Source organism: Sporomusa rhizae (assembly GCF_041428845.1).
Taxonomy (GTDB): domain Bacteria; phylum Bacillota; class Negativicutes; order Sporomusales; family Sporomusaceae; genus Sporomusa; species Sporomusa rhizae.
In genome coordinates this window covers 3,350,775-3,372,185 of record NZ_CP156925.1, presented here as the reverse complement: position 1 = coordinate 3,372,185, position 21,411 = coordinate 3,350,775, and the positions used below count along the sequence as shown (strand labels likewise).

General features: G+C 42.0%; 19 protein-coding genes. 17 read left to right on the top strand and 2 right to left on the bottom strand.

The features are described 5' to 3' along the window. The first annotated feature begins 27 nt into the window (after positions 1-27). The 11 genes from SRRS_RS15930 to SRRS_RS15880 all read left to right on the top strand — a co-directional run bounded on the left by SRRS_RS15930 (position 28) and on the right by SRRS_RS15880 (position 8,784). Positions 28-903, top strand: a complete 876-nt coding sequence (locus tag SRRS_RS15930) for a LysR family transcriptional regulator (protein ID WP_371361898.1) — start codon at positions 28-30, stop codon at positions 901-903. Between the two features lie 175 nt (positions 904-1,078). Further along, positions 1,079-2,062 (top strand): carbon-nitrogen hydrolase family protein, encoded by a 984-nt coding sequence (locus tag SRRS_RS15925; protein WP_371361897.1) that lies wholly within the window; start codon positions 1,079-1,081, stop codon positions 2,060-2,062. A gap of 361 nt (positions 2,063-2,423) precedes the next feature. Then, complete coding sequence (locus tag SRRS_RS15920) at positions 2,424-3,185, top strand: polysaccharide deacetylase family protein (RefSeq protein WP_371361896.1); 762 nt, start codon at positions 2,424-2,426, stop codon at positions 3,183-3,185. Between the two features lie 428 nt (positions 3,186-3,613). After that, entirely contained in the window at positions 3,614-4,249 is a 636-nt protein-coding gene (locus SRRS_RS15915) for a cyclodeaminase/cyclohydrolase family protein (RefSeq protein WP_371361895.1), read from the top strand. Between the two features lie 118 nt (positions 4,250-4,367). Beyond that, positions 4,368-4,748 (top strand): hypothetical protein, encoded by a 381-nt coding sequence (locus SRRS_RS15910; protein ID WP_371361894.1) that lies wholly within the window; start codon positions 4,368-4,370, stop codon positions 4,746-4,748. Between the two features lie 182 nt (positions 4,749-4,930). After that, a complete protein-coding gene (locus SRRS_RS15905) occupies positions 4,931-5,209 on the top strand; it encodes a hypothetical protein (protein WP_371361892.1) in 279 nt (92 codons plus the stop codon). 27 nt (positions 5,210-5,236) lie between these two features. Continuing rightward, positions 5,237-6,094: a YitT family protein gene (locus SRRS_RS15900; RefSeq protein ID WP_371361891.1), complete on the top strand. Its 858-nt coding sequence runs from the start codon at positions 5,237-5,239 to the stop codon at positions 6,092-6,094. A gap of 65 nt (positions 6,095-6,159) precedes the next feature. Further along, complete coding sequence (locus tag SRRS_RS15895) at positions 6,160-6,351, top strand: hypothetical protein (protein ID WP_371361890.1); 192 nt, start codon at positions 6,160-6,162, stop codon at positions 6,349-6,351. A gap of 104 nt (positions 6,352-6,455) precedes the next feature. Then, complete coding sequence (locus SRRS_RS15890) at positions 6,456-6,668, top strand: hypothetical protein (RefSeq protein ID WP_371361889.1); 213 nt, start codon at positions 6,456-6,458, stop codon at positions 6,666-6,668. Positions 6,669-6,781: 113 nt separating this feature from the next. After that, positions 6,782-7,570, top strand: coding sequence for an electron transfer flavoprotein subunit beta (locus SRRS_RS15885; protein WP_371361887.1), 789 nt, complete (start codon positions 6,782-6,784; stop codon positions 7,568-7,570). Between the two features lie 17 nt (positions 7,571-7,587). Further along, a complete protein-coding gene (locus SRRS_RS15880) occupies positions 7,588-8,784 on the top strand; it encodes an FAD-binding protein (RefSeq protein WP_371361885.1) in 1,197 nt (398 codons plus the stop codon). Positions 8,785-8,903: 119 nt separating this feature from the next. Here SRRS_RS15880 and SRRS_RS15875 read toward each other — a convergent pair whose 3' ends face one another. Next, positions 8,904-10,913: a (Fe-S)-binding protein gene (locus tag SRRS_RS15875; protein WP_371361883.1), complete on the bottom strand. Its 2,010-nt coding sequence runs from the start codon at positions 10,911-10,913 to the stop codon at positions 8,904-8,906. Positions 10,914-11,410: 497 nt separating this feature from the next. Here SRRS_RS15875 and SRRS_RS15870 point away from each other — a divergent pair, with 497 nt between their 5' ends. From SRRS_RS15870 to SRRS_RS15845, 6 genes are all read left to right on the top strand, one after another. Next, entirely contained in the window at positions 11,411-12,982 is a 1,572-nt protein-coding gene (locus SRRS_RS15870; protein WP_371361882.1) for an acyl CoA:acetate/3-ketoacid CoA transferase, read from the top strand. A gap of 71 nt (positions 12,983-13,053) precedes the next feature. Next, positions 13,054-14,190 carry an acyl-CoA dehydrogenase gene (locus SRRS_RS15865; RefSeq protein ID WP_371361880.1) on the top strand — a complete coding sequence of 379 codons (1,137 nt, stop codon included), beginning with the start codon at positions 13,054-13,056 and terminating at the stop codon, positions 14,188-14,190. Positions 14,191-14,207: 17 nt separating this feature from the next. Beyond that, complete coding sequence (locus SRRS_RS15860; RefSeq protein ID WP_371361878.1) at positions 14,208-14,657, top strand: MaoC family dehydratase; 450 nt, start codon at positions 14,208-14,210, stop codon at positions 14,655-14,657. Between the two features lie 55 nt (positions 14,658-14,712). Beyond that, the gene (locus tag SRRS_RS15855) at positions 14,713-15,498 is read left to right on the top strand and encodes a short-chain-enoyl-CoA hydratase (RefSeq protein ID WP_371361877.1); all 786 of its coding nucleotides are present in this window, start codon (positions 14,713-14,715) and stop codon (positions 15,496-15,498) included. 191 nt (positions 15,499-15,689) lie between these two features. Then, positions 15,690-17,084, top strand: coding sequence for a GntP family permease (locus SRRS_RS15850; RefSeq protein WP_371361875.1), 1,395 nt, complete (start codon positions 15,690-15,692; stop codon positions 17,082-17,084). 373 nt (positions 17,085-17,457) lie between these two features. Further along, complete coding sequence (locus SRRS_RS15845) at positions 17,458-19,473, top strand: methyl-accepting chemotaxis protein (RefSeq protein WP_371361873.1); 2,016 nt, start codon at positions 17,458-17,460, stop codon at positions 19,471-19,473. 87 nt (positions 19,474-19,560) lie between these two features. Here SRRS_RS15845 and SRRS_RS15840 read toward each other — a convergent pair whose 3' ends face one another. Then, positions 19,561-21,315 (bottom strand): sigma-54 interaction domain-containing protein, encoded by a 1,755-nt coding sequence (locus SRRS_RS15840; RefSeq protein ID WP_371361871.1) that lies wholly within the window; start codon positions 21,313-21,315, stop codon positions 19,561-19,563. Between the last annotated feature and the right edge of the window lie 96 nt (positions 21,316-21,411).

Genomic DNA, 21,411 nt, shown 5'->3' with positions numbered 1-21,411 from the left:
GAGGATTTAACGCTGAATACAAAAGAATTGCTTGGTTTTAAAATAGCTAGTGAATTAAAAAGTATATCTAAGGCAGCGAAAGAATTATTTATTACACCTCAAGGGCTTGGTAAAATTATTCAAAATCTTGAAAGAGAATTAGATGCCAAATTGCTGATTCGAACATCGCAAGGAATTGAACTAACAGATGCTGGCGTTATTTTGAAGGAGAAGGCTGATTTTCTTATAAAAGAATTGGAGAATATCCAGAAAGATTTTGAAATAAGAAGAAATAGAGAACATGGGAAAATTCATTTGGTTTCTTCCTATGGAATAATGCGTTACTATTCTCCTAACTGTATCCTTGAGTTCAAAAAGAAATATCCCAATATTGATTTTACCTACGAAGAATATCCTGATATTATTATTGACCAAATGATGGAAAACATGGAGGCTGACGTTGGTTTTGCGATTGAACCGGTTGATGAAAAAAAGTTTGAAAAAACAACACTTAAAACTTTTAAGCCCCAACTATTGGTCAGAAAGGAACATCCATTAGCCGGTAGAAACTTAATTATCTACAAAGATTTGGATTCTTTGAACATGATAATTGAAAGCAAAAAATTTAAAATTAATCACATTTTCTTAGATAAATGTAGAAAGCATAATGTTGCCCCCAATATACTGTTTGAGACGAGCGGATTTAGTTTATGCCATAAATTGTGTAAAACGAATGATTATGCTTCTGTTACTATCGACTTTATCAGCGAAGATATGAAGGATAGTAATTTGACTTTGATTCCGTTTGATGACAAAGAACTCACATGGTCATTTTGCTTCATTAGGAAAAAGAATACTATTCTTTCAGATGCAGGTAAAGTATTTTATGATTTCATTTATGATTGGAATAAGAAGATGAAGTAATGAGAAGTAGAAAAAAATCCTTTTAGCCATGAAACGAAAAGCTGTTACCCCATTTTTTGGATATTTATTATAATAAAATCAATAGCCTGCGCAGGTTCTTATTTTACAATCACATATGATTGTATTAATAAACAATGGTGAACCCTGTTGTTTTGATTGATTAGGAGGAAAAAATATGTCAAAAACATATCCAAAATTTAAGGCAGCAGCAGTACAAGCGGCACCTGTATATTTAGATCTAGATGCAACAGTAGAAAAATCTTGTAAAATAATTGACGAAGCCACATCTAACGGTGCAAAATTGGTTGGATTTCCGGAAGCTTTCTTGCCTGGCTACCCCTGGTTTGCCTTTATTGGCCACCCAGAATATACCAGAAAATGGTATCGTGAATTATATAAAAACGCCGTAGAGATTCCAGGACCGGCTGTTCAGAAAATCAGCCAGGCAGCCAAAAAAAATGGCGTTTATGTTTGCATTTCTTGTAGCGAAAAAGATGGTGGTTCCTTATATCTCACCCAATTGTGGTTTAATCCAAGCGGAGATTTAATGGGTAAACACAGGAAGATGAGGGTATCTGTTGCAGAAAGACTTTGCTGGGGTGACGGGCAAGGCTCAATGATGCCTGTATTTGAAACAGAAATAGGTAATCTTGGTGGATGCATGTGTTGGGAACATCAAGTACCATTAGACTTATGCGCTATGAATTCACAAAATGAGCAGGTTCATGTTGCTTCATGGCCCGGGTATTTTGACGATGAAATAGCAAGCCGTTACTATGCAATATCTACTCAAACCTTTGTTCTGATGACTTCATCCATTTATTCCGAGGAAATGAAACAGATGATTTGCGAAACACCGGAACGAAGAGAATATTTTGATACATTTAAAAGTGGCCATACTTGCATTTATGGTCCGGATGGAGAACCAATCAGTGAGATGATCCCTGCTGAAACAGAAGGGATTGCATATGCTGATATCGATATTGAAAGAATTATCGATTTTAAATACTATATTGATCCTGTAGGGCATTATTCAAATCAAAGTTTAAGTATGAATTTTAACCGTATTCCTAATCCTGTTGTAAGAAAATATGGAGATGGAAAACAAATTCCGCTTACTTTCGATGAGATCAATCCCCCTGTAGGAATAGACGAATAAGTTATTTTCGTTTTTTAAACCATTTATTCTCAAAGTTTTTGACAGAAGATACAATGTTCCGCTATTTTTATGTTGCAATTTATCTCTAAATGGGCTGCCTTGAAAACTCCCCAGGGAAGGGAGAAAAAAGGCATAGCAAATTAGGCTTACCCAAATGGGTAGGCTTAATTTTTTGCATACAGATATACTGAGGCTCTCCTTTTTTGGAATTGTTTTTATAATCTTAATAACTTATAGTCTGGCAAAAAGGATAATAACATTTCATGTCGTGTCCTCAGCAGCACGGTGCAAACGGGGCTGTACTATTTTTTATAATCAATGGGCAGAATGTAAACTATATAGTGAATTGGGGGGGGATTGTGTGCGAAAGAAATGGGTGTTCATTTCTTTTATTATATTTGCGATAGCCTGCTCTGTACTTACTTATAATAATTTCCAGAGGAGCGGCAAGCCGCTTATACCGTCCAGTAAGGATAATCGTTTTGAACGGGGTCATAATGTTCCTGGCAAGCTTTATTGGGCTGGAAGTGCACAAGATAAAATGGTTGCGCTTACCTTTGATGATGGCCCGGAAAGTAATTGGACTCCGAAAATTCTAGATATCTTGAAAACAAAAAATGTTAAAGCAACCTTTTTTGTTATTGGCCAGCAAGTGCAGCAACACCCCGATATATTGCAGCGGATGGATGAAGAGGGACACATTATTGGAAATCACACGTTTAGTCACCGGGATTTGACAAAACTGGATGCAGAGCATGTTGAACAAGAAATAGACAACTGTGCCTTAGAGATACAAAAAGTAATTGGCAAGGAACCTAGATTTGTACGGCCGCCTTTTGGTTTTCATAGTGCTATTGTAGATGATGTGGTTTATTCCAAAGATCGAATCATTATTTTATGGTCACTTGATACGAAGGACTGGACGGGATTGGATGCTGAAACGATAAAATCAAGAATATTGCCCCATATGCAAAATGGCTATATTGTACTACAGCATGATGGTAGTAATCCTAAAATAGGTGGGAGCGTTCAGGCGTTGCCGGAGATAATTGATGGTCTAAAGGCCCAGGGATATACCTTTGTTACGATATCTGAACTTTTAGATACGCAGCCGTATAAATAAATTCGTGTCCTCCTGTATTATGTTCGCCGAGACTATTCAGATCTAGGCGTTTTTTTATTATGGGGGGCTGTATTTTTGCGTATACGAAATTTCGAGGAGGATCCTCGTCTGTATAGTAAGAAAATAAGTTTATATTAAATACACTTTGTATTATTTTTTGAATTACAGGACAGGAAAAGTGAGTGATTTGGAGAAATTGCGTAGTAATGTAAAATTAAGGGAAGAATGAAGGGATGAGGTGCTGCTAACGTACGAAGCAGCCAATCACATCATATTATGCGCAAACGCCGGCACCTCAAGATATACTATATATCAGACGGTTCAACTTTCTGGCTAAAGCGAATTTGGGAATAGTTAGAGAAGTACTGCTGACCGGGGACTTGGAGTGCCGAGCTGTCTAATAATTCAAAATCAGGGAGTGAAACGCAATGTTAATTAATAAGAGCATAACTGATTTTGTCGATGATCTCGCTTCAGATTCGCCAATGCCAGGAGGCGGCGGGGTGGCCGCTTTAGCAGGCGCATTGGGAACAGGATTGGGTTTAATGGTTTGCAGTTTAACCGAAGGAAAAGAGAAATTTAAAGATGCACAAGGGGCTATTGCTAAATTTAAACAAGAAGGCATGAGGTTAAAAGAGGAATTGTTACGCGGTATTGATGGCGATGGTAATTCCTATTTAGGTATTGTTAACGCTTACAAGCTCCCCAAGAGTACCGAAACTGAATGTAATAGTAGAAAGCAAGCAGTGCAAGAGGCAACCAAGGAAGCGGCAAGATTTTCACTTTCCGTTGGCCAGAATTGCCTTCAAGTCATGAAATTTGCGATTGATGTGATTCAATATGGCAACCCGAATGCGGTCAGTGAGTCCTTCGCCTGTGGCTTACTTGCTTATGCCGGCATATATTCTGCTTTGGTAACAGTAGAAATTAATCTTGCTTCCATTCAGGATCAACGTTTTGTCAATGAGATTCTGGCAATTGATATTGCCGTAAAAGAAGAGGCTGAAGTTCTAAAAGAAAAAATTACAGGGGAAGCCGCGAATCGTATTGTAATAGCGAAATGACAGAACGAGTCTGGTGACGGTTGACGAAGGAACATAGAGATGGCATAAAAAAGCGAGTAATTTTTTATATAGTAAGTTAATATACTGAAGTACCATTATGAAATGGGAGTGGTTTTAGATGCCCGTAACACCCGATTTTCATGACATATTAGTAGTATTTGTATATAACAACCTGCCTATTTTAATGAATCCAGCTAATGCCAGGAATGTTGTGGTCTCTACTTCAATTGTGCCAATGACCCCAACGACTCCAACTACGCCAACTACGCCCACTTCAACAACTACGCTAGCCTCAACAACACCTGTTATTACTATTGATCCGAGTTTTCTACAGGCTTTACAAGCTGCGGCATTAAATAACTTTACAAATTTGGGGCTACCGCTGGATATTCAACAGATTGCGCAAAACTTCTTTTCCAATCTTCCTCCGTCTATATTAAGTTCTACAGCTACAACCACTGTCGTAACATCTACTGCGGCAACAACTATAACAGGATAGTAAGGAATTGTCATTTGTATCACAGCCGCCTGCCGGGGTCGTCCTGGCGGGCGACTTTTTTGTTATATTAGGGTATGTTGTATTGAGGATTGCTTAAGCTATTTTTAGGAGATTATTATGTTGGTTAATTTATTTACATAGATGATAATATATGATAATCTTAGTATATGGGGGATGATGACATGCCAAAAAGTGAAGCTATTCCGGAAGACGAAGCTAGGGATATAGAATTTGAAATTAAGAAAAAAATTGCTTGCGCGGGTTCTAATGTGTCTGAAATTGTACGTCGATTAAATGAAAAATACGGCACTCATGATACGGCGCCGAATATTACCCGGCAGTTGAAGCACGGGACTTTGCCGTTCTGGAAATTACTAAGAATTGCCGATGTACTGGGTTACGAACTCATATGGCGTAAGCTAGAATCCCAAACTAGGGGGGACTTAAAAAGGTTAGAATAAAAAAAATATATAAAGAGAGGTTTTTGTATGACACAAAAAAAAAGCATTTTATCACAATTAAAACGGTACGTTATCTTATTTATTGGGTCCATAATTTATGCAGTTGGTCTGGAAATCTTTTTAGTACCTAATAATGTCATTGATGGTGGTGTAGTTGGTATCGCCATTATGGCAAGCCACTTGACAGGACTGCCATTAGGATTATTTTTGATTGGTGTTAACTTACCTTTCATATATCTAGGTTATAAACAAATCGGCAAAACATTTACTCTTGCAACTTTATTTTCTATCATATCTCTATCCTATTGGAGCAATATTTTTCTGCCAATTCCCGGGCTGACAAATGATTTATTTCTGGCAGCGGTTTTTGGGGGCATTATCTTGGGAGTTGGGGTGGGCCTCATAGTTCGTTATGGAGGTTCGCTGGATGGCACCGAAATAGTAGCTATTTTATTGGACAAGCGTACGAGCTTTTCGGTGGGTGAGATTATTTTGGTAATGAATTTGTTCATTCTTTCATTCGCCGGTCTTGTGTTCGGCTGGGATAAAGCTATGTATTCCTTAGTCACTTACTTTATTGCTTCAAAGGTTATAGATATAACTATTGAAGGGTTAGATGAATCAAAAGCAGCTATTATTGTGTCTGATCAGTCACATGCTATTTCAGATGCGCTCATGGCACGCTTAGGCAGGGGCGTAACTGTGTTACATGGTGAAGGTGGATTTAGCGGAGACAAGAAGCATATTTTATATACGGTGATTACCCGATTGGAAATTTCAAAATTTAAATCTTTGGTTAAAGAAATAGATGAAAGTGCGTTTGTCACAATAAACGACGTGCATGATGTAATGGGTGGTTCATTTAAAAAGAAAGCAATTCATTAATTGAAATAAATATAGATTTATTTAGTATGTAAAAATGGAATTTATTGAAGAGGAGGCCTGAATATATGTTGGAGTTTTTGTGGTGGTTATTGCTTCTGGTGATTGGCATTGGTATTGGTTATTACATTGTGGGAGTTCAAGCGGTAATATTTATGGCGTTGGTAGGTGTACTTGGAGGCGTTTTCCTTTTAGTAGAAAAGAAGCTGCATCCAGCACTAGATGCAGAGCGAAATGAACAACTTAAAATAAATAAATAACTTTAAATTTAGCTGCATCTTTCGGGGTGCAGTTTTTTTACCCTCTCCTTTTGTTTTGCGTAAGCGACCGAGTAACTACTAAGCAGGTGGTACTAAAAAGGTGAATGGCAAAAATGTTTTGTCGATTGGCAAAAATGCAAATGTCACTAAGAATGAAAAATCCCTTGCAGCAGACGTCAATAGTAGGAAAACCATCTAAATATAAGGAATTGCCGGCTTTTAACTTTCTCTGTAAAAGGAATGGCATGCTTCTTGCTATAGAAATAATGGGAACATCAAAACTAGCACAAGAAAATCAGACTAAAGGAGTGGCGTAAAAAAATATAATAATGAACAATCAGAGCTTCGGAGATTAGTGTCAGAAAGCCGCCAAGCCTAAACGATATGGTGGTAAAGGAACTAAGTTACCAATTATACAGGAGGTAATAATATGGAAATTATTGTATGTGTCAAGCAAGTGCCTGACACCACTGAAGTAAAAATTGACCCGGCAACCAACACTCTCATCCGTCAGGGTGTACCGAGCATCGTCAATCCATTTGACAAAAATGCCATCGAAGCGGCTTTACAGCTCAAAGAACAATACGGCGGTAAAGTTACTGTCATTTCCATGGGACCACCCCAGGCTACGGAAGCTCTGCAAGAATGCCTAGCCATGGGCGCAGATGAAGCGGTATTAGTTAGCGACAGGGCTTTTGGCGGAGCTGATACATTAGCAACCAGCTATACTTTGGCGGCGGCTATCCAAAAACTTGGCACTTACGACGTCATCTTCTGCGGCAAACAGGCCATTGACGGTGACACGGCGCAGGTTGGTCCGGAAATCGCTGAACACCTTGGAGTAACACAGGTAACGTACGTGTCGAAAATGGAAATCGAAGGCGATACTGCCAAAATCGAGCGCGAAAACGAAGAAGGCTACGAAATCATCGAAGCCAAACTGCCTGTTCTTGTTTCGGTCATTAAATCACTCAACTACGAGCCGCGTTATCCGTCTGTCAAAAGCACTATGAAAGCCAAGCGGGCCCAAATACCTGTATGGACTTCCGCTGATCTTGCTGTCAATCCGGAACGACTTGGTCTTAAAGGCTCACCGACCCAAGTGCGTAAAATCTTTACTCCACCGCAACGCACCCAGGGAGTAGTCATTCAAAAAGATACGGCGCGGGAAGCTGTCACCGAACTTATACAGAAACTATCTGACGCAAAAATTGTGTAACGAGAGGGGAACGAACAATGGCTGTATTAATAACTAAAGAATGTATCGGCTGTGGTGCCTGTGAGCCGGTGTGTCCGTTCGGGGCCATCCGCATGCAAGACGGTCAAGCCGAAATCGGAGAAGCCTGCACTCAATGTGGTGCTTGTATCGATACCTGCCCTGTAGGCGCTATTAAGCGGGAAGAAGAAGCCAAACAAGTAACTATGGACAAAACGCAGTACAAAGACGTTTGGGTTTATATCGAAATCGCCGAAGGAAAACCCCGTAATGTAGGTCTTGAACTGCTCGGTGAAGGCCGTAAACTGGCTGATGCCATGGGTCAAAAACTGGCCGCGGTTATTATTGGCAACAATGTAGAGGGTGTGGCTAAAGAAGCCTTTGCGGCAGGGAGCGACCAGGTTTATCTGGTGGAAGCACCCGAGCTTGCCCGCTATAGCACCGACGGCTACACGGCGACCTTTACCGACCTGATTAACACCTACAAACCCTCAGTTATTCTTCTGGGCGCTACGAATGACGGGCGCGACCTCGGACCGAGGGTTGCCTGCCGGGTAGGTACAGGTCTTACCGCCGACTGCACCGGCCTTGGCATCGACGAAGCCACGGGACTAATAGGCTGGACCCGTCCGGCCTTTGGCGGCAACATCATGGCCACCATCCTTTGTCCTGAACACCGGCCTCAAATGGGAACCATTCGGCCGTCGGTATTCAAACGTCCTATTCCGGACTATACAAAAACCGGGGAAATAATCAGAGTAGGCAGTAAAGTCAAAGCAGAAGATATTCGTACCAAGATTATAGAAGTCGTCAAAGTAAGTACCGCATCTTGCAACCTGGAAGAAGCGGAAATCATCGTATCCGGTGGTCGTGGTATGTGCAGCCCGGAAAACTTTAGTCTGATAGAAGACCTGGCGGATGCACTGGGCGGAGCCGTAGGAGCATCCCGGGCAGCTGTTGACGCCGGCTGGAAAGCCCATATGCACCAGGTAGGACAAACAGGGAAAACGGTTGGGCCGAAGATTTACTTTGCCTGCGGCATTTCCGGAGCCATCCAACACATGGCAGGTATGTCCTCTTCCGATATTATCATCGCCATCAACAAAGATCCGGAGGCACCTATCTTCAAAGTAGCCGATTACGGCATCGTGGGCGATGTCCTCGAAGTACTACCCCTCCTGACGGAAGAATTCAGAAAGATAAAAGCAGGCCGGTAGGACGTAGAGCAATTTGTGAGAGTTAGTTATATTAAAAGCCCGTCGTGCGTTTAGCAGCACGACGGGCTTTTAGCATGAAAGGGGAACTACAGAAAAAGGCGTAGCCCTTAAAAAACTTGCTAATTCATTTTTGGGAGGGACTGAGCCAGTATTTCCGCTATGTCGAGCGTACGAACCTGTTCTTCGGCATTATTGGCTTTCGTACCATCGAGCATCATCGTCAGGCAGTACGGGCACGCGGTAGCTATGACTTCAGCGCCCGTCTCTAAAGCTTCCTTAGTTCGGGTTTCGTTAATACGTTGCTTGCCATTCCCTACTTCCTCTTCCATCCAGTTCCGTCCGCCACCGGCGCCGCAACAGAATGCACTATCCCTATTCCGATTCATTTCGGTCAGCGTTAGACCGGGTATTGCCCCAAGAACCGAACGTGGGGCTTCAAATACATCGTTGTGGCGTCCGAGGTAGCAGCCGTCATGATAGACAACCTTGGCCTTAAAGGGAGTGTCGATTTTAAGTTTGCCAGAATGAATTAGTTGAGTAAGAAACTCGGAGTGATGGGCAACTTCGAAGTCACCGCCAAAATCGGGATAATCATTTCTTAATGAATTGAAGCAGTGTGGACAGAGGGTAATGATTTTTTTAACGCCCAGTTCCTTAAATAACTCAACATTTCCTTCTGCCAGTTGTTGAAACTCAAATTCGTTGCCCAGCCTGCGGATTGTCTCACCACAGCACGGTTCATCGTTTCCAAGAACCCCAAAGTTTACTCCTGCTGCTTTGAGGACGTTTACTAGCGCTGCGCTGACCTTTTTTGCTCGTTCATCGTAAGCGCCCGCACAGCCCACATACAGTAAATATTCGGTATCTTGCGACCAAGCAGGGACGTCCAGGCCGTTCATCCAGTCACCACGGCTGCCGCGCGGGAGCTTCCAGGGATTGCCGCTTTTGTAGCAGTTAAAGGTACGTTGTACATCTTCCGGCATTTTGGCTTCGGTCATCACCATGTAGCGCCGCATATCTACAATCTTCTGGACATGCTCATTGGAGACAGGGCAGGCCTGCTCGCAAGCACGACATGTCGTACAGGACCAGATAAACTCTTCAGAAAATACGCCGTCAACTATCATTTTGTCAAGAATAGCCTGCTCATTCTCTGTAATTTCAGGTTTTTGGTCGCCTGCATTTTTGAGCTTTTCTAAAAGCGGAACCTTTTCTTCCAAATGTTCCCGCAAGTCAACATGCAAAGCGCGGGGATCCAGCGGTTTGCCGGTCTGGAAAGCCGGACATTGTTCGGTACATCTTCCGCACCTTACACAGGTATACGTATCGAAAAGCTGTTTCCAGGTAAATTCTTCTATTTTATTTGTACCAAAAGTTTCTGCCGTCTCGTCCTCGAAATCGAGTTTTGTGAGGGACCCTTTGGGTCTTAACGTATGGAAGATGGCATTGGCTGGTGCAAACGCCAGATGCAGATGTTTGGAGCCAGGAATCAGGAGGGCCATCGTTCCCATTGCCAGAAAATGTATCCACCAGGCCCCATCTGCCAGGAACCGGAGGTTATCTGGCGAAATTCCGCTCAGAAGTCCTGATACAAAGTTGGAGAAAAATGCTGCCGACCGAATCGTATCTTTTTCTCCGAGTGCAAAGTTAGCTCCATTATACACAAGGTCTCCGGTAACAATTAGACTAATTAGTCCAAGAATTACAAATGCTTCGACCGAATTCTCGATGCGATTTGGCTTTAATATGGTCCGCCGCAAGACTGCTATGATAACGCCAATATAAACTAACAAAAGAAACACTTCTTTTAAACTGATAAACAACAAATTATCGCCTATGAGAGGTACCGGGATGCCGAATAATCCCTCAACTGCCAAGTTAAGCGCACCAAAACCTAGCACTACGAAACCCCACATAATAAAAATGTGGGATACGCCGGAAAGCGGATCTTTAATCACTTTATCTTGCGCTACCACATTCGTTAGGAAATATGTAAGACGATCGCCCATACGGTCAAACCTGTTATCCGGTTTCCCATAAAGAGTATTTTTATACTTCCTAATGATCATATAAGTCATCATACCGAAGGTAACACCCATCCAGATTAATAAAACAGCAGTTTTTACCACAATTAACTCCTTCTCCTTTTCTATACTTTTTGCATGAATAATAAATACGAGCTATGATTTCTTGTGCCTCGCAGGTGACATTTTCCTCCTTCCCATGTAAAGTAATCATGCAAGAATAATGCCAAAAATGAATTCTTTCGATATATCTGAATCTTAGTTGTCTTTCATCCTATTAGAGAGGGTACTTCAATAGGCATTGTTTTTTTTAACTCTTACATGGAAAATGGCAGTTAAGTATGCATTTTTTAATAATAATGGCATTTTTGCATATTGCAAAAATGCCATTATTACTAAAAATGCATACTATTTTGTCAATTTATTTCGAATTTTGGCGATTGTAAAAGAAAAGGATTTGGTCTGAAATTGCCTTAAAAATCTGAAGAAATACACTAAAAAACCAATTTATATACTATGAGCAAGATAGTTGGCATGATATTTGCTTTAATAAAAAGTGTAATTAATAACATAGTACACTTTGATAGTGAGGAGGAAGTAGTATGCAGAGTAAAATCATTTCATCTGGCGAAGCTGTGAAACTTGTCAAATCCGGTGATACCATAGCCGTTCAAGCGTTTGTCGGTATGGCGCATCCGGAAGAATTAAGTATCATGCTGGAAAAGAGATTCTTAGAAACAGGGCATCCCACGGATTTAACCTTATTCTACTCGGCTGGTAATGGCGATGGTAAGGACAAATGTGTAAACCATTATGGGCATCCGGGATTACTTAAGAGGGTAATTGGCAGCCATTACAATCTGGCACCAAAGTTAGGAAAACTTATTGCAGAAAACCAAATTGAAGCTTACGCAATGCCACAGGGAGCAATTACTAGTTTTTATCGCAATATGGCGGGAAGAAAACCGGGTGTTATTACACATGTTGGCTTAAAGACATTCGCTGACCCCCGTGTTGAAGGCGGTAAACTTAACTCCAAAACAACAGAAGACTTGATAAAGGTCATTACTATCGACGGTCAAGAATATCTCCATTATAATCCGGTCAAAAAGTTTGATGTTGCTTTTATTCGGGGAACTACCGCTGATACCTTTGGCAATATCACCATGGAAAAAGAAGCTGCTTTGCTTGAGGCTTTCCATATCGCGCAAGCAACTAAGGCCCATGGCGGGATTGTAATCGCCCAGGTTGAACGGGTTGCTGCCAAAGGTTCGCTTCACCCTCAACATGTTAAGGTACCGGGGGTGCTGGTAGATCACATTGTAGTGGCAAAGCCGGAGTATCATTGGCAGAATAATGAAAGTTTTTATGATCCTTCGCAAAGTGGTGAATTGCGCTGCCCGCTTGAAGGGATTGCCGCTATGGAAATGAATGAGCGGAAAATTATTGCCCGGCGTTGTGCTATGGAGCTTACGCCCGATTGTGTCTTTAACCTCGGTGTCGGTATGCCCGACGGAGTGGCAACGGTAGCTAATGAAGAAGGCTTAATTGATGATATCACCTTGACGGTTGAATCCGGACCGTTAGGCGGCATTTCGGCTTCGGGTGCAAATTTCGGAGCATCTTTTAATCCCTTGGCAATTCTGGAACATCCTAATATGTTCGATCTCTACGACAGTGGCCGTCTCGACATCGCTTTTCTTGGGTTAGCCCAGGTGGATGAGGAAGGCAATATAAACGTTAGCAAGTTTGGCCCCCGCATTGCGGGTTGCGGCGGTTTTGTAAACATATCTCAAAATGCTAAAAAAGTTGTATTCTGCGGTACGTTGACAGCAGGCGGCTTAAAATTAGCTATTGAAAATGGGAAACTCAATATATTGCAGGAAGGCAAAAGCAAGAAGTTTATTAAAAAGGTTGAACAAATTACATTCAGCGGAATCTACGCTCGCGAAATGGGGCAACCAGTATTATATGTTACGGAAAGAGCCGTATTCGAATTGACTCCGGAAGGTATGATGATTACGGAAATCGCTCCAGGAATCAATCTGGAGAAGGACGTATTGTCTCAGATAGAATTCCCGATCAAGGTATCTCCTAACTTAAAAGTGATGGATGCTCGTATCTTTGCTGAAAAGCGCATGGATATTAAAGAGGAAATCTTAGCCAAGCAATAGTGACATGTTAAATTATCTAGGACAGGGAAACAGTACCTGATAGTTGAAGTTAAATACTAGGAGGATTAATTATGGCTTTATTAACGGAAGAGCAAGAAGGAATGCGCAAGCTTGTTAGCGATTTTGCCCAAAAAGAAATAGCACCTAAAGCGGCAAGCTATGATCTTACGGAGAAGTTTCCTATGGATAATTGGGTAAAAATGGCAGATATGGGTCTGGCCGGTTTGCCGATTCCGGAGAAATATAGCGGAGCAGAAGTTGACACGGTTAGTTATGTAGTGGCAATCGAAGAAATATCGAAAGCCTGCGCAGCTACCGGCGCTGTCGTGGCCATTCATACTTCAGCCGGAATTATGCCTATCTATCTGTTTGGAACAGAAGAGCAAAAAATGAAGTATATTCCCGATCTTGCGAGTGGTAAAAAAATTGGGGCATTTGCCTTAACTGAACCCGGCGCAGGCTCTGACGCATCGCGTGTGTCCACCACGGCTAAGCTGGATGGTAATGAATATGTTCTTAACGGAGCCAAATGTTTTATTTCCAATGGTGGAGTGGCCGAGACATATTGTGTATTTGCGACAGTTGACAAGAGCAAAGGTGTAAAAGGGATTACCGGTTTTATTGTAGAGAATGGAACTCCCGGATTTACGATTGGCAAAAAAGAAGAAAAAATGGGTATTCGCGCTTCCTCAACAACCGAGTTGATTTTTGAAAATTGCAGAATTCCCAAAGAGAACTTGCTTGGTAAGGAGGGGGAAGGTTTTAAAATTGCTATGGTCGTCCTGGACAGTGCCAGAATTGGCATCGGCGCTCAAGCTGTAGGTATCGCACAGGCTGCTTATGAGGAAGCGCTAAAATATTCCAAGGTACGGGAGCAATTTGGTAAACCAATCTCTGCTTTACAGGCAGTTTCGTTTATGCTTGCAGATATGGCTATTCAGATTGAAGCCGCACGGCATCTGGTTTATCATGCTGCCGCCTTGAAAGATGCCGGTTTGCCGTTCGGCAAAGAAGCAGCTATGGCCAAAACATTTGCCTCTGATACTGCCGTGAAGGTTGCCCTTGATGCCATTCAAGTCATGGGCGGTTATGGCTATTCCCGTGAATATCCGGTGGAGCGGTTATTGCGTGATGCAAAGATTACTCAAATTTACGAGGGTACTAACCAGATTCAAAGGGTAGTTATTGCCGGTCACATCCTAAAATAGTAAAGGCGGTGATGTAAATGCCTGTTCATACCTCTTTTGTTGTAGAACGACCCTATGAGGAGATTGAAATTGGGGAAAGTGCTTCCATTAGTAAAATGATTAGTGAAGCCGATATAGTTAACTTTGCTGGTATTATCGGTGACTTCAACCCTATCCATGTTAATCCTGAATATGCAAAATCTACTATGTTTGGTGAACGGATTGCTCACGGCATGCTGACAGCCTCTTTTATTTCGACACTGGTAGGATGCTGTTTGCCTGGCATTAACGCATTGTATCTTTCCCAAGAAGTGAAATTTGTCAGGCCGGTAAAAATCGGGGATACCATTACGGCTTACGCTGAGGTGGTTGAGAAAATTGATGCGAAACGCAGGTTGGTTTTGAAAACAGTAATTACAAATCAGCGAAACGAGACTGTTGTAGACGGTAAAGCGGTTGTTATGATTATGAAACCAGATTCTAAATAGAGAGTATTGGTGAATCTGTTGGGTATATCACTTATTAATGGAAGAGGGGGATTACATGAGTCAATATAATAATCTTGTGTTCGAAAAAAATGATTGCATTGGTGTGTTAACGATTAATCGTCCGAAAGTCTTAAATGCTTTGAACCGGGAAACGATGACTGAGTTGAAGGACTTAGTCGAAAAAATTGCTTTCGATAAGGATGTTGCTGTTGTCGTTATCACAGGTAGTGGCGACAAGTCATTTGTTGCTGGGGCTGATATCAGTGAGATGCGCAATATGTCGGCACTTGACGCGCGCGAATGGGGAAAATTTAGTCAGGCTGTATTTAACTCCATTGAAAATTTACCTCAGCCAGTAATTGCTGCGGTGAACGGATATGCTCTCGGTGGGGGCTGTGAACTGGCGATGAGTTGTGATATTCGCCTTGCCTCAGAAAAAGCTAAATTTGGACAACCGGAAGTATTGTTGGGTGTTGTTCCCGGTTTTGCAGGTACCCAAAGGCTGCCGAGGCTGATTGGCAAAGGGCGCGCCAAAGAACTATTGTTTACTGGCGACCAAATTGGTGCTGAAGAAGCCTATCGGTTGGGACTGGTAAACAGAGTAGTGCCTGCTGATCAGCTAGTAACTGTCGCAATGGAAATGGCAAAAAAAATCATGTCCCGTGGGCCTGTTGCAGTGCAACTTTGCAAGGCGGCAGTCAATGAAGGACTGGACATGGACTTTGAATCCGGCCAGGCCTACGAGGCAGAAGTTTTTGGCCTTTGCTTCGCAACTGCTGATCAAAAAGAAGGCATGACTGCCTTTGTTGAGAAGCGTAAAGCTCAATTCCTCGGGAAATAACTTTTATAAGCGGCGACGGGGTGACAAGCAGTCCGGCTTGTCACGCCTGATCGCTTTAAAGTGAGGATAATGGAGCAGCCTAACCGGAGTATTTCGCATTAGAGTGCAACTCAATCTTCATTATTTCAAGAAAATTTTTAAAATCAGAGTAATCCAAATATAAAAAAATATATGCAATTTAGGAGGATAATATGGAAGTAATTGGTATTTTACTGAGTTTGTGCTTACTCATGTTTTTTGCCTACCGTGGATTTTCTGTTATTTTGTTTGCTCCGGTTTTTGCTTTACTGGCTGCACTATTATCTAACATGCCAATCCTGCCGACATACACGGAGGTCTTTATGCCCAAGACGGTGGGATTCATCAAAAACTTCTTCCCAATATTTCTGCTGGGAGCTGTCTTAGGTAAGGTAATGGAAGATTCGGGTTCCGCTAGAAAAATTGCCTTAATGATTATTCGGGTTTTAGGCAAAGAGCGGGCCATAATGGCTATTATCACTGCCGGTATAGTCTTATGCTATGGCGGGGTTAGTACTCACGTTATTTCGTTTGCCGTTTACCCTTTAGCAGCGGCCTTGTTCCGGGAAGCGAATTATCCTAAACGTTTGATTCCGGCATGTATTGCCTTTGGTGGATTTGGTCTTGCTATGGATGCGCTTCCAGGCACACCACAGATTCAAAATCTAATTCCCACTATGTATTTTGGCACTGATGCTTATGCGGCGCCGGTTACGGGCATGATTGCTGCAGTTCTGCTTTTTGCTGGCGGGGTAGGATATATGGAATGGAGATGTAAAAAACTTGTCGCAGCCGGGGAAGGATATGGCGAAGGCCATATAAATGAGCCGGACTTAAGCGCAATCGATGACACTAAACTTCCCAGTGGATTCATTGCTGTTTTACCACTTCTCATAGTACTCGTCGGTAACTTCGTATTTACTCGGTGGATAGGCACTTGGGATCCTGCGATTTTAAAAGGTTTCACAACAGGTGTAACCCTTAAGAACGTAACCAGCATCTGGGCCTTGATCACGGCACTGACACTTGCCATTATTACTTGTGTTGTCATTAATTTCCCCAAATTCCGAAACGCCGAAGGTTTTGGCAAGTCTACGCAAATTGCAGTTATGGGTTCATTGCTGGCTGTCATGAATACCAGCTCGGAAGTCGGGTATGGCAGCGTTATATCTACACTGGCAGGTTTTAAAGATATCTCCCAATTTCTAATGGGAATACATATCGGCAACAGCCCGCTATTGTCAGAAGCCCTAATGACTAATGTTATTTCTGGCGTTACGGGTTCCGCATCCGGGGGCATAGGCATAACTCTCGAGCTGATGGGCAAAACCTACCTGGAGTGGGGGCTGCAAGCTGGTATTAATCCGGAGGTGCTGCACCGCATAGCTTCTTTGGCAGCCGGTGGTATGGATACGTTGCCGCACAATGGCGCTGTTATTACTGTTCTGGCTATTTGCGGTTTGACTCATAAACAGTCATATAGAGATATTTTTGCCCTTACCTTGCTAAAGACCTGTGTAGCTTTCCTTATGGTTCTACTGGTTAGTCTGTTCCCTGCGATTGTATAATTCTAGACTTCTAAGTTTGCTGTTGGATTGACTGACATTACACTTGGACAGACTCAGGAACGGTTGCGGATGGATGCCGGGCTAAGTGCGAAGAGATGTTTGGGGTGTAGGTGGTTGAACTGCTCGGTGAAGGCCGTAAACTGGCCGCCGTTATTATTGGTAACAATGCGGAAGCTGTCGCCAAAGCAGCCTTTGCGGCAGGAAGATAAATATACGGCGACCTTCACCGACCTGATTAACACCTACAAACTTAAAGGTTATCCCTATTAGCAACCCGCAAAAATCTTTGTTCGCGCTAGGTAAGAGAGCGGACAAGGTTTTTGCGGGTTTAAGAGTTAAGATGTAAATAAAATGTACAGGGAAGGAGCAGTAAATGATAAGGATGAGTAATTGGTTGACTGATATGAGTATAAAAGCAAAATTGGTATGGATGTTGATTCTGATGAGTACAGTTCCCCTTGCCATTTTTATTGCTATTAATTTTTACAGTACCTTTTCAACGGCGATTAAGACTGCCGAAGCCGATTGTCAAAAACGATCCCAGCTAGTGGATGAAAATATTAATGCGTTAGCAAAAGAAAACTTCACAGGCTTGAGAGCGCTGGCAGTTAATCCTCTTACCGGGTTATTTCTGGCCGACCCGGTAACCTATCTCCCTTCTATGAGAGAAGCGGTCATTAATACGAACAGTATTTATAAAGATGCCAATCCTACGCATATTACTAGTGCAAAAGGTATGCAAATGATTCGCAGCGATAATTTACCGGTGGTTGAGACAGGGACACGACCTTATTTCAAGAACGCTATGCAAGGGAAGGAAGTGGTTTCCGAAGTTGTAGTAAGTAGAGCTACCGGCAGGTTTGTTACCGTATTTGGTGTTCCGGTAGTGAACAAAAGCGGTTTGGTAACGGGATTGCTGCAACGAGATTATGATTTATCTGTGTTGCAGGAATTTGTAAAAAGTCAATCTGATGGTAAAATCCGTGTGTTTATCGTGGACAGAGAAGGAAAGTTATTGGCGGATTCGGCCAAAAAAGTAGAAACGGAAGCAGATAGAGTCGATATAACAAGCTATGATTTTATAAAAAGAGCATTGTCGGGTGAGTCAGGTATTACTGAAGTCGATATTGAAAAAGAAAAGAGTCTGATTAGCTTCAGACAAAATCCACAAACAGGTTGGGTTGTTGTTGCGACCATTCCCTACGACCTGGTGCGGCAGGAAAGCGTTCATTATGCTTTGGTGTACGGAGGTATTGGCATTGTACTTATTTTATTATTTGCCGGATTGGCCTTTGCTATTGCCGGACACTTTACCAGACCTTTACTTAGATTAGTGAATGCTACTTCCCATATTTCTAAGGGGAATTTAGTTGTTGAAAAACTTGACAGTACCTCTAGGGATGAGTTGGGGCTGATGGCAGAGGCTTTTAATAATATGGTGGAGAAATTGTCCCAAGTGCTGCGAAATACTCAGAATAATGCGCAAGCAGTCACGGCAGCTTCGAACCAGCTTTATGAAAGTTCGGAACAATCAGCGCAGGCGGCAAATCAAGTGGCAATTTCAATCACCGAAGTAGCTGGCGGAGCGGCTAAACAGAAAGAAGATGTGGAAAAAGCTAATCATTTTGTCAAAGACATGTCAGAACATCTGGGTATTATCACACAGAATTCTCATGGAGTTGGACTGGCAGCGTCACAAACCGCCCAAACCGCGAAGGAAGGCGGCACGGCGATCGAAAATGCCATTAAGAATATGTCCGATTTAAAAATTGCAGTGAAAGATTCGAATAATGTCATTAGTGAACTTGGGGAACGATCCAGAGAAATTGGACAAATTGTAGATACCATGTCTGGCATAGCCGGCCAAACCAATCTCTTAGCCCTAAATGCTGCCGTTGAAGCTGCCAGAGCCGGGGAGCAGGGATATGGTTTCGCTGTAGTGGCGGAAGAAGTCCGAAAATTGGCGGAGCAGTCTCAGATCGCAGCAAAAAAAATAGAGGTCTTAATTACAGATGTGCAATATAAAATAGATCAGGCCGTTAAAGTGATGGATGAAGGTTCAACGAAAACTGATATCAGCGTCAACGCGGTTAACGAGGCCGGAAATGCATTTGAAAATATTATTGAGAAGATTAATTTGCTTGCCCAAAAAATAGATAACACTGTGGAAGCAATCAGCCAAGTAAGTGTACACAGTAAGGAAATCGCCGAAGCAGTGCAGCATATTGATGCGGTTACCAGTGTACTTAATAGTGAAGCACAGACAGTTTCTGCCGCTACAGAGGAACAATCGGCAGCTATGCAGGAGATTGCTTCTCTAAGCCGGCAATTAGCTTCTATGGCAGCTGAACTCCAAAAAGTAGTAAATACTTTTCGCTTAGAAAAATAGAAATTTTGAAAAAAACTTCCTTAATGGCAAAAAGGATAAATCCATTCAAGCCATTAAGGAAGTTTTTTATATTGCAATCCAAGAAAGTTATTCAGTAATGTCTACCGTTTTTATTTGGGATGTTTTTTTATTTCGGTTTTTTTTTCGGATTAAGGTCGTTGCATCTACGCCTAAGCAATGGGACGCTTGCTTCAGCGAACCACACTCAGCTATGGCTTCTTCAATAATCTTCTTTTCTAGACAACCTACCAAATCCTTCAGGGAACGATTCGGTTGCCACAGGCGTTGTTGCGTTTCTGCAATTTGATTTCTCTCTATGGCGAGTTTTGTTAGACTCATTAAATCGGTATTGGTAGAAAACTCAGCCAGATGATGTAAATCTATGAGCGGTTCATCTACGGTAACAGTCATTCGTTCAATAAGATTGATTAGCTCGCGGATATTTCCCGGCCAGTTATAATTGAGTAAGAGCTCCATGGCAGCAGGAGAGAAACTCTTAGAACGCTTATATCGATGATTGGCCTTTTCGAGATAGTGCGCAATCAAAGGTGGAAGATCATCCTTACGTTCACATAGGGATGGAATTCTAATAGGAATAACATTTAGACGATAAAAAAGATCCTGCCTGAATAATCCTTTGGCAATCAGTTGATCAATTTTTGTATTCGTTGCTGTGATAACGCGTGTATCTACCGTTATTTCTTTTGTTCCGCCAACACGATAAAACTTATTTTCTTGCAATATATTAAGAAGTTTTGCCTGTAGTAGCAATGGCATATCCCCAATTTCATCGAGAAACAAGGTTCCATTATGGGCTAGTTCAAAAAGACCAATCTTTGATTTTTTTGCACCTGTAAAGGCACCTTCCTCATAGCCGAATAATTCAGATTCGAGCAGTGATTCAGGAATAGCGCTGCAATTTACATGGATAAAATTTCCTGAGGAATTCCGCTCACTGGCGGAATGGACAAATTTTGCCAAAGCGGTTTTACCAACACCCGATTCCCCGGTTATGAGCAAGGGTAGATCGGTGTCGGCAACTTTCATAACCAGGTCGTATAATGTTTCCATAATTCTACTCTGGCATAGGCTGCGATTAGTATCTAAGTTAGTCATTTGAATTGCTTTCAATTCCCGGCGGAGTCCTTTAGCCAAATCTTTTGCGCATTTCAATTTTTCATGTAAGATGTTTAATTCGCTGATGTCACGAACATTAGATACAACACGAATAATTCTCCCGGATTGATCAAACAAAGGGCTGCTCGATACTACCGCTTCTTTCCCATTTAGATATTTTACAGCACTACTGATTACTTTTCGCTGCTCGATGGCATGAATAGAACAAGAATAGGGGATTACATTAGTAGCAACCAATTCTTGTAAGTTTTTCTCGATGATTTCTTCTCTGGTTAGACCGGAAAGATTAACAAATGCATTGTTTATGGCGAGAACTTTTCCTGTGCCGTCAGAAACCACTACACCATCATAGGAAGTGTCAATAAACCTTTGAACACCAATAATCGAATCCGATACTTCGCACCACAAATGATCTGTGTCATGAAAATCAAGTAATTTTCTAAAGTACAGGTGAAAAGAATTCGCATCATCTGCATCCGGAATAATATCAAGGAGGAGTTTGTCTGATCTTGACGTTTTCACAATTCGTGGTATAGAGTTTTCGTTCAACCAGCTTAGTCTTAGCCATGGCAAGAGTTGAAGCGAGCTGTTGCCAACTAGTGGGTTGTTTTCTAACAAGCATTCTGCTTCTTGGTTGGCGGCGATTATTTTTCCTGACTTGTCGATATGAAGATATCCCCAGAAATGCTCCACGTATCCATCCATTAAATATCACTCCTATTATAAAATACCTACATGTTGTTTTTTTGCCAATAAACGAATGAAAAGTAAAACCAATATCTCGATCATACATTTGCAGGC

Bases quoted from the DNA above. Each gene is read 5' to 3' on its own strand.
- SRRS_RS15910 (WP_371361894.1), top strand. From the start codon at position 4,368: ATGCCCGTAACACCCGATTTTCATGACATATTAGTAGTATTTGTATAT.
- SRRS_RS15850 (WP_371361875.1), top strand. From the start codon at position 15,690: ATGGAAGTAATTGGTATTTTACTGAGTTTGTGCTTACTCATGTTTTTT.
- SRRS_RS15845 (WP_371361873.1), top strand. From the start codon at position 17,458: ATGATAAGGATGAGTAATTGGTTGACTGATATGAGTATAAAAGCAAAA.
- SRRS_RS15870 (WP_371361882.1), top strand. From the start codon at position 11,411: ATGCAGAGTAAAATCATTTCATCTGGCGAAGCTGTGAAACTTGTCAAA.
- SRRS_RS15880 (WP_371361885.1), top strand. From the start codon at position 7,588: ATGGCTGTATTAATAACTAAAGAATGTATCGGCTGTGGTGCCTGTGAG.
- SRRS_RS15900 (WP_371361891.1), top strand. From the start codon at position 5,237: ATGACACAAAAAAAAAGCATTTTATCACAATTAAAACGGTACGTTATC.
- SRRS_RS15855 (WP_371361877.1), top strand. From the start codon at position 14,713: ATGAGTCAATATAATAATCTTGTGTTCGAAAAAAATGATTGCATTGGT.
- SRRS_RS15860 (WP_371361878.1), top strand. From the start codon at position 14,208: ATGCCTGTTCATACCTCTTTTGTTGTAGAACGACCCTATGAGGAGATT.
- SRRS_RS15840 (WP_371361871.1), bottom strand. From the start codon at position 21,315: ATGGATGGATACGTGGAGCATTTCTGGGGATATCTTCATATCGACAAG.
- SRRS_RS15905 (WP_371361892.1), top strand. From the start codon at position 4,931: ATGCCAAAAAGTGAAGCTATTCCGGAAGACGAAGCTAGGGATATAGAA.
- SRRS_RS15885 (WP_371361887.1), top strand. From the start codon at position 6,782: ATGGAAATTATTGTATGTGTCAAGCAAGTGCCTGACACCACTGAAGTA.
- SRRS_RS15915 (WP_371361895.1), top strand. From the start codon at position 3,614: ATGTTAATTAATAAGAGCATAACTGATTTTGTCGATGATCTCGCTTCA.
- SRRS_RS15895 (WP_371361890.1), top strand. From the start codon at position 6,160: ATGTTGGAGTTTTTGTGGTGGTTATTGCTTCTGGTGATTGGCATTGGT.
- SRRS_RS15925 (WP_371361897.1), top strand. From the start codon at position 1,079: ATGTCAAAAACATATCCAAAATTTAAGGCAGCAGCAGTACAAGCGGCA.
- SRRS_RS15890 (WP_371361889.1), top strand. From the start codon at position 6,456: ATGGCAAAAATGTTTTGTCGATTGGCAAAAATGCAAATGTCACTAAGA.
- SRRS_RS15865 (WP_371361880.1), top strand. From the start codon at position 13,054: ATGGCTTTATTAACGGAAGAGCAAGAAGGAATGCGCAAGCTTGTTAGC.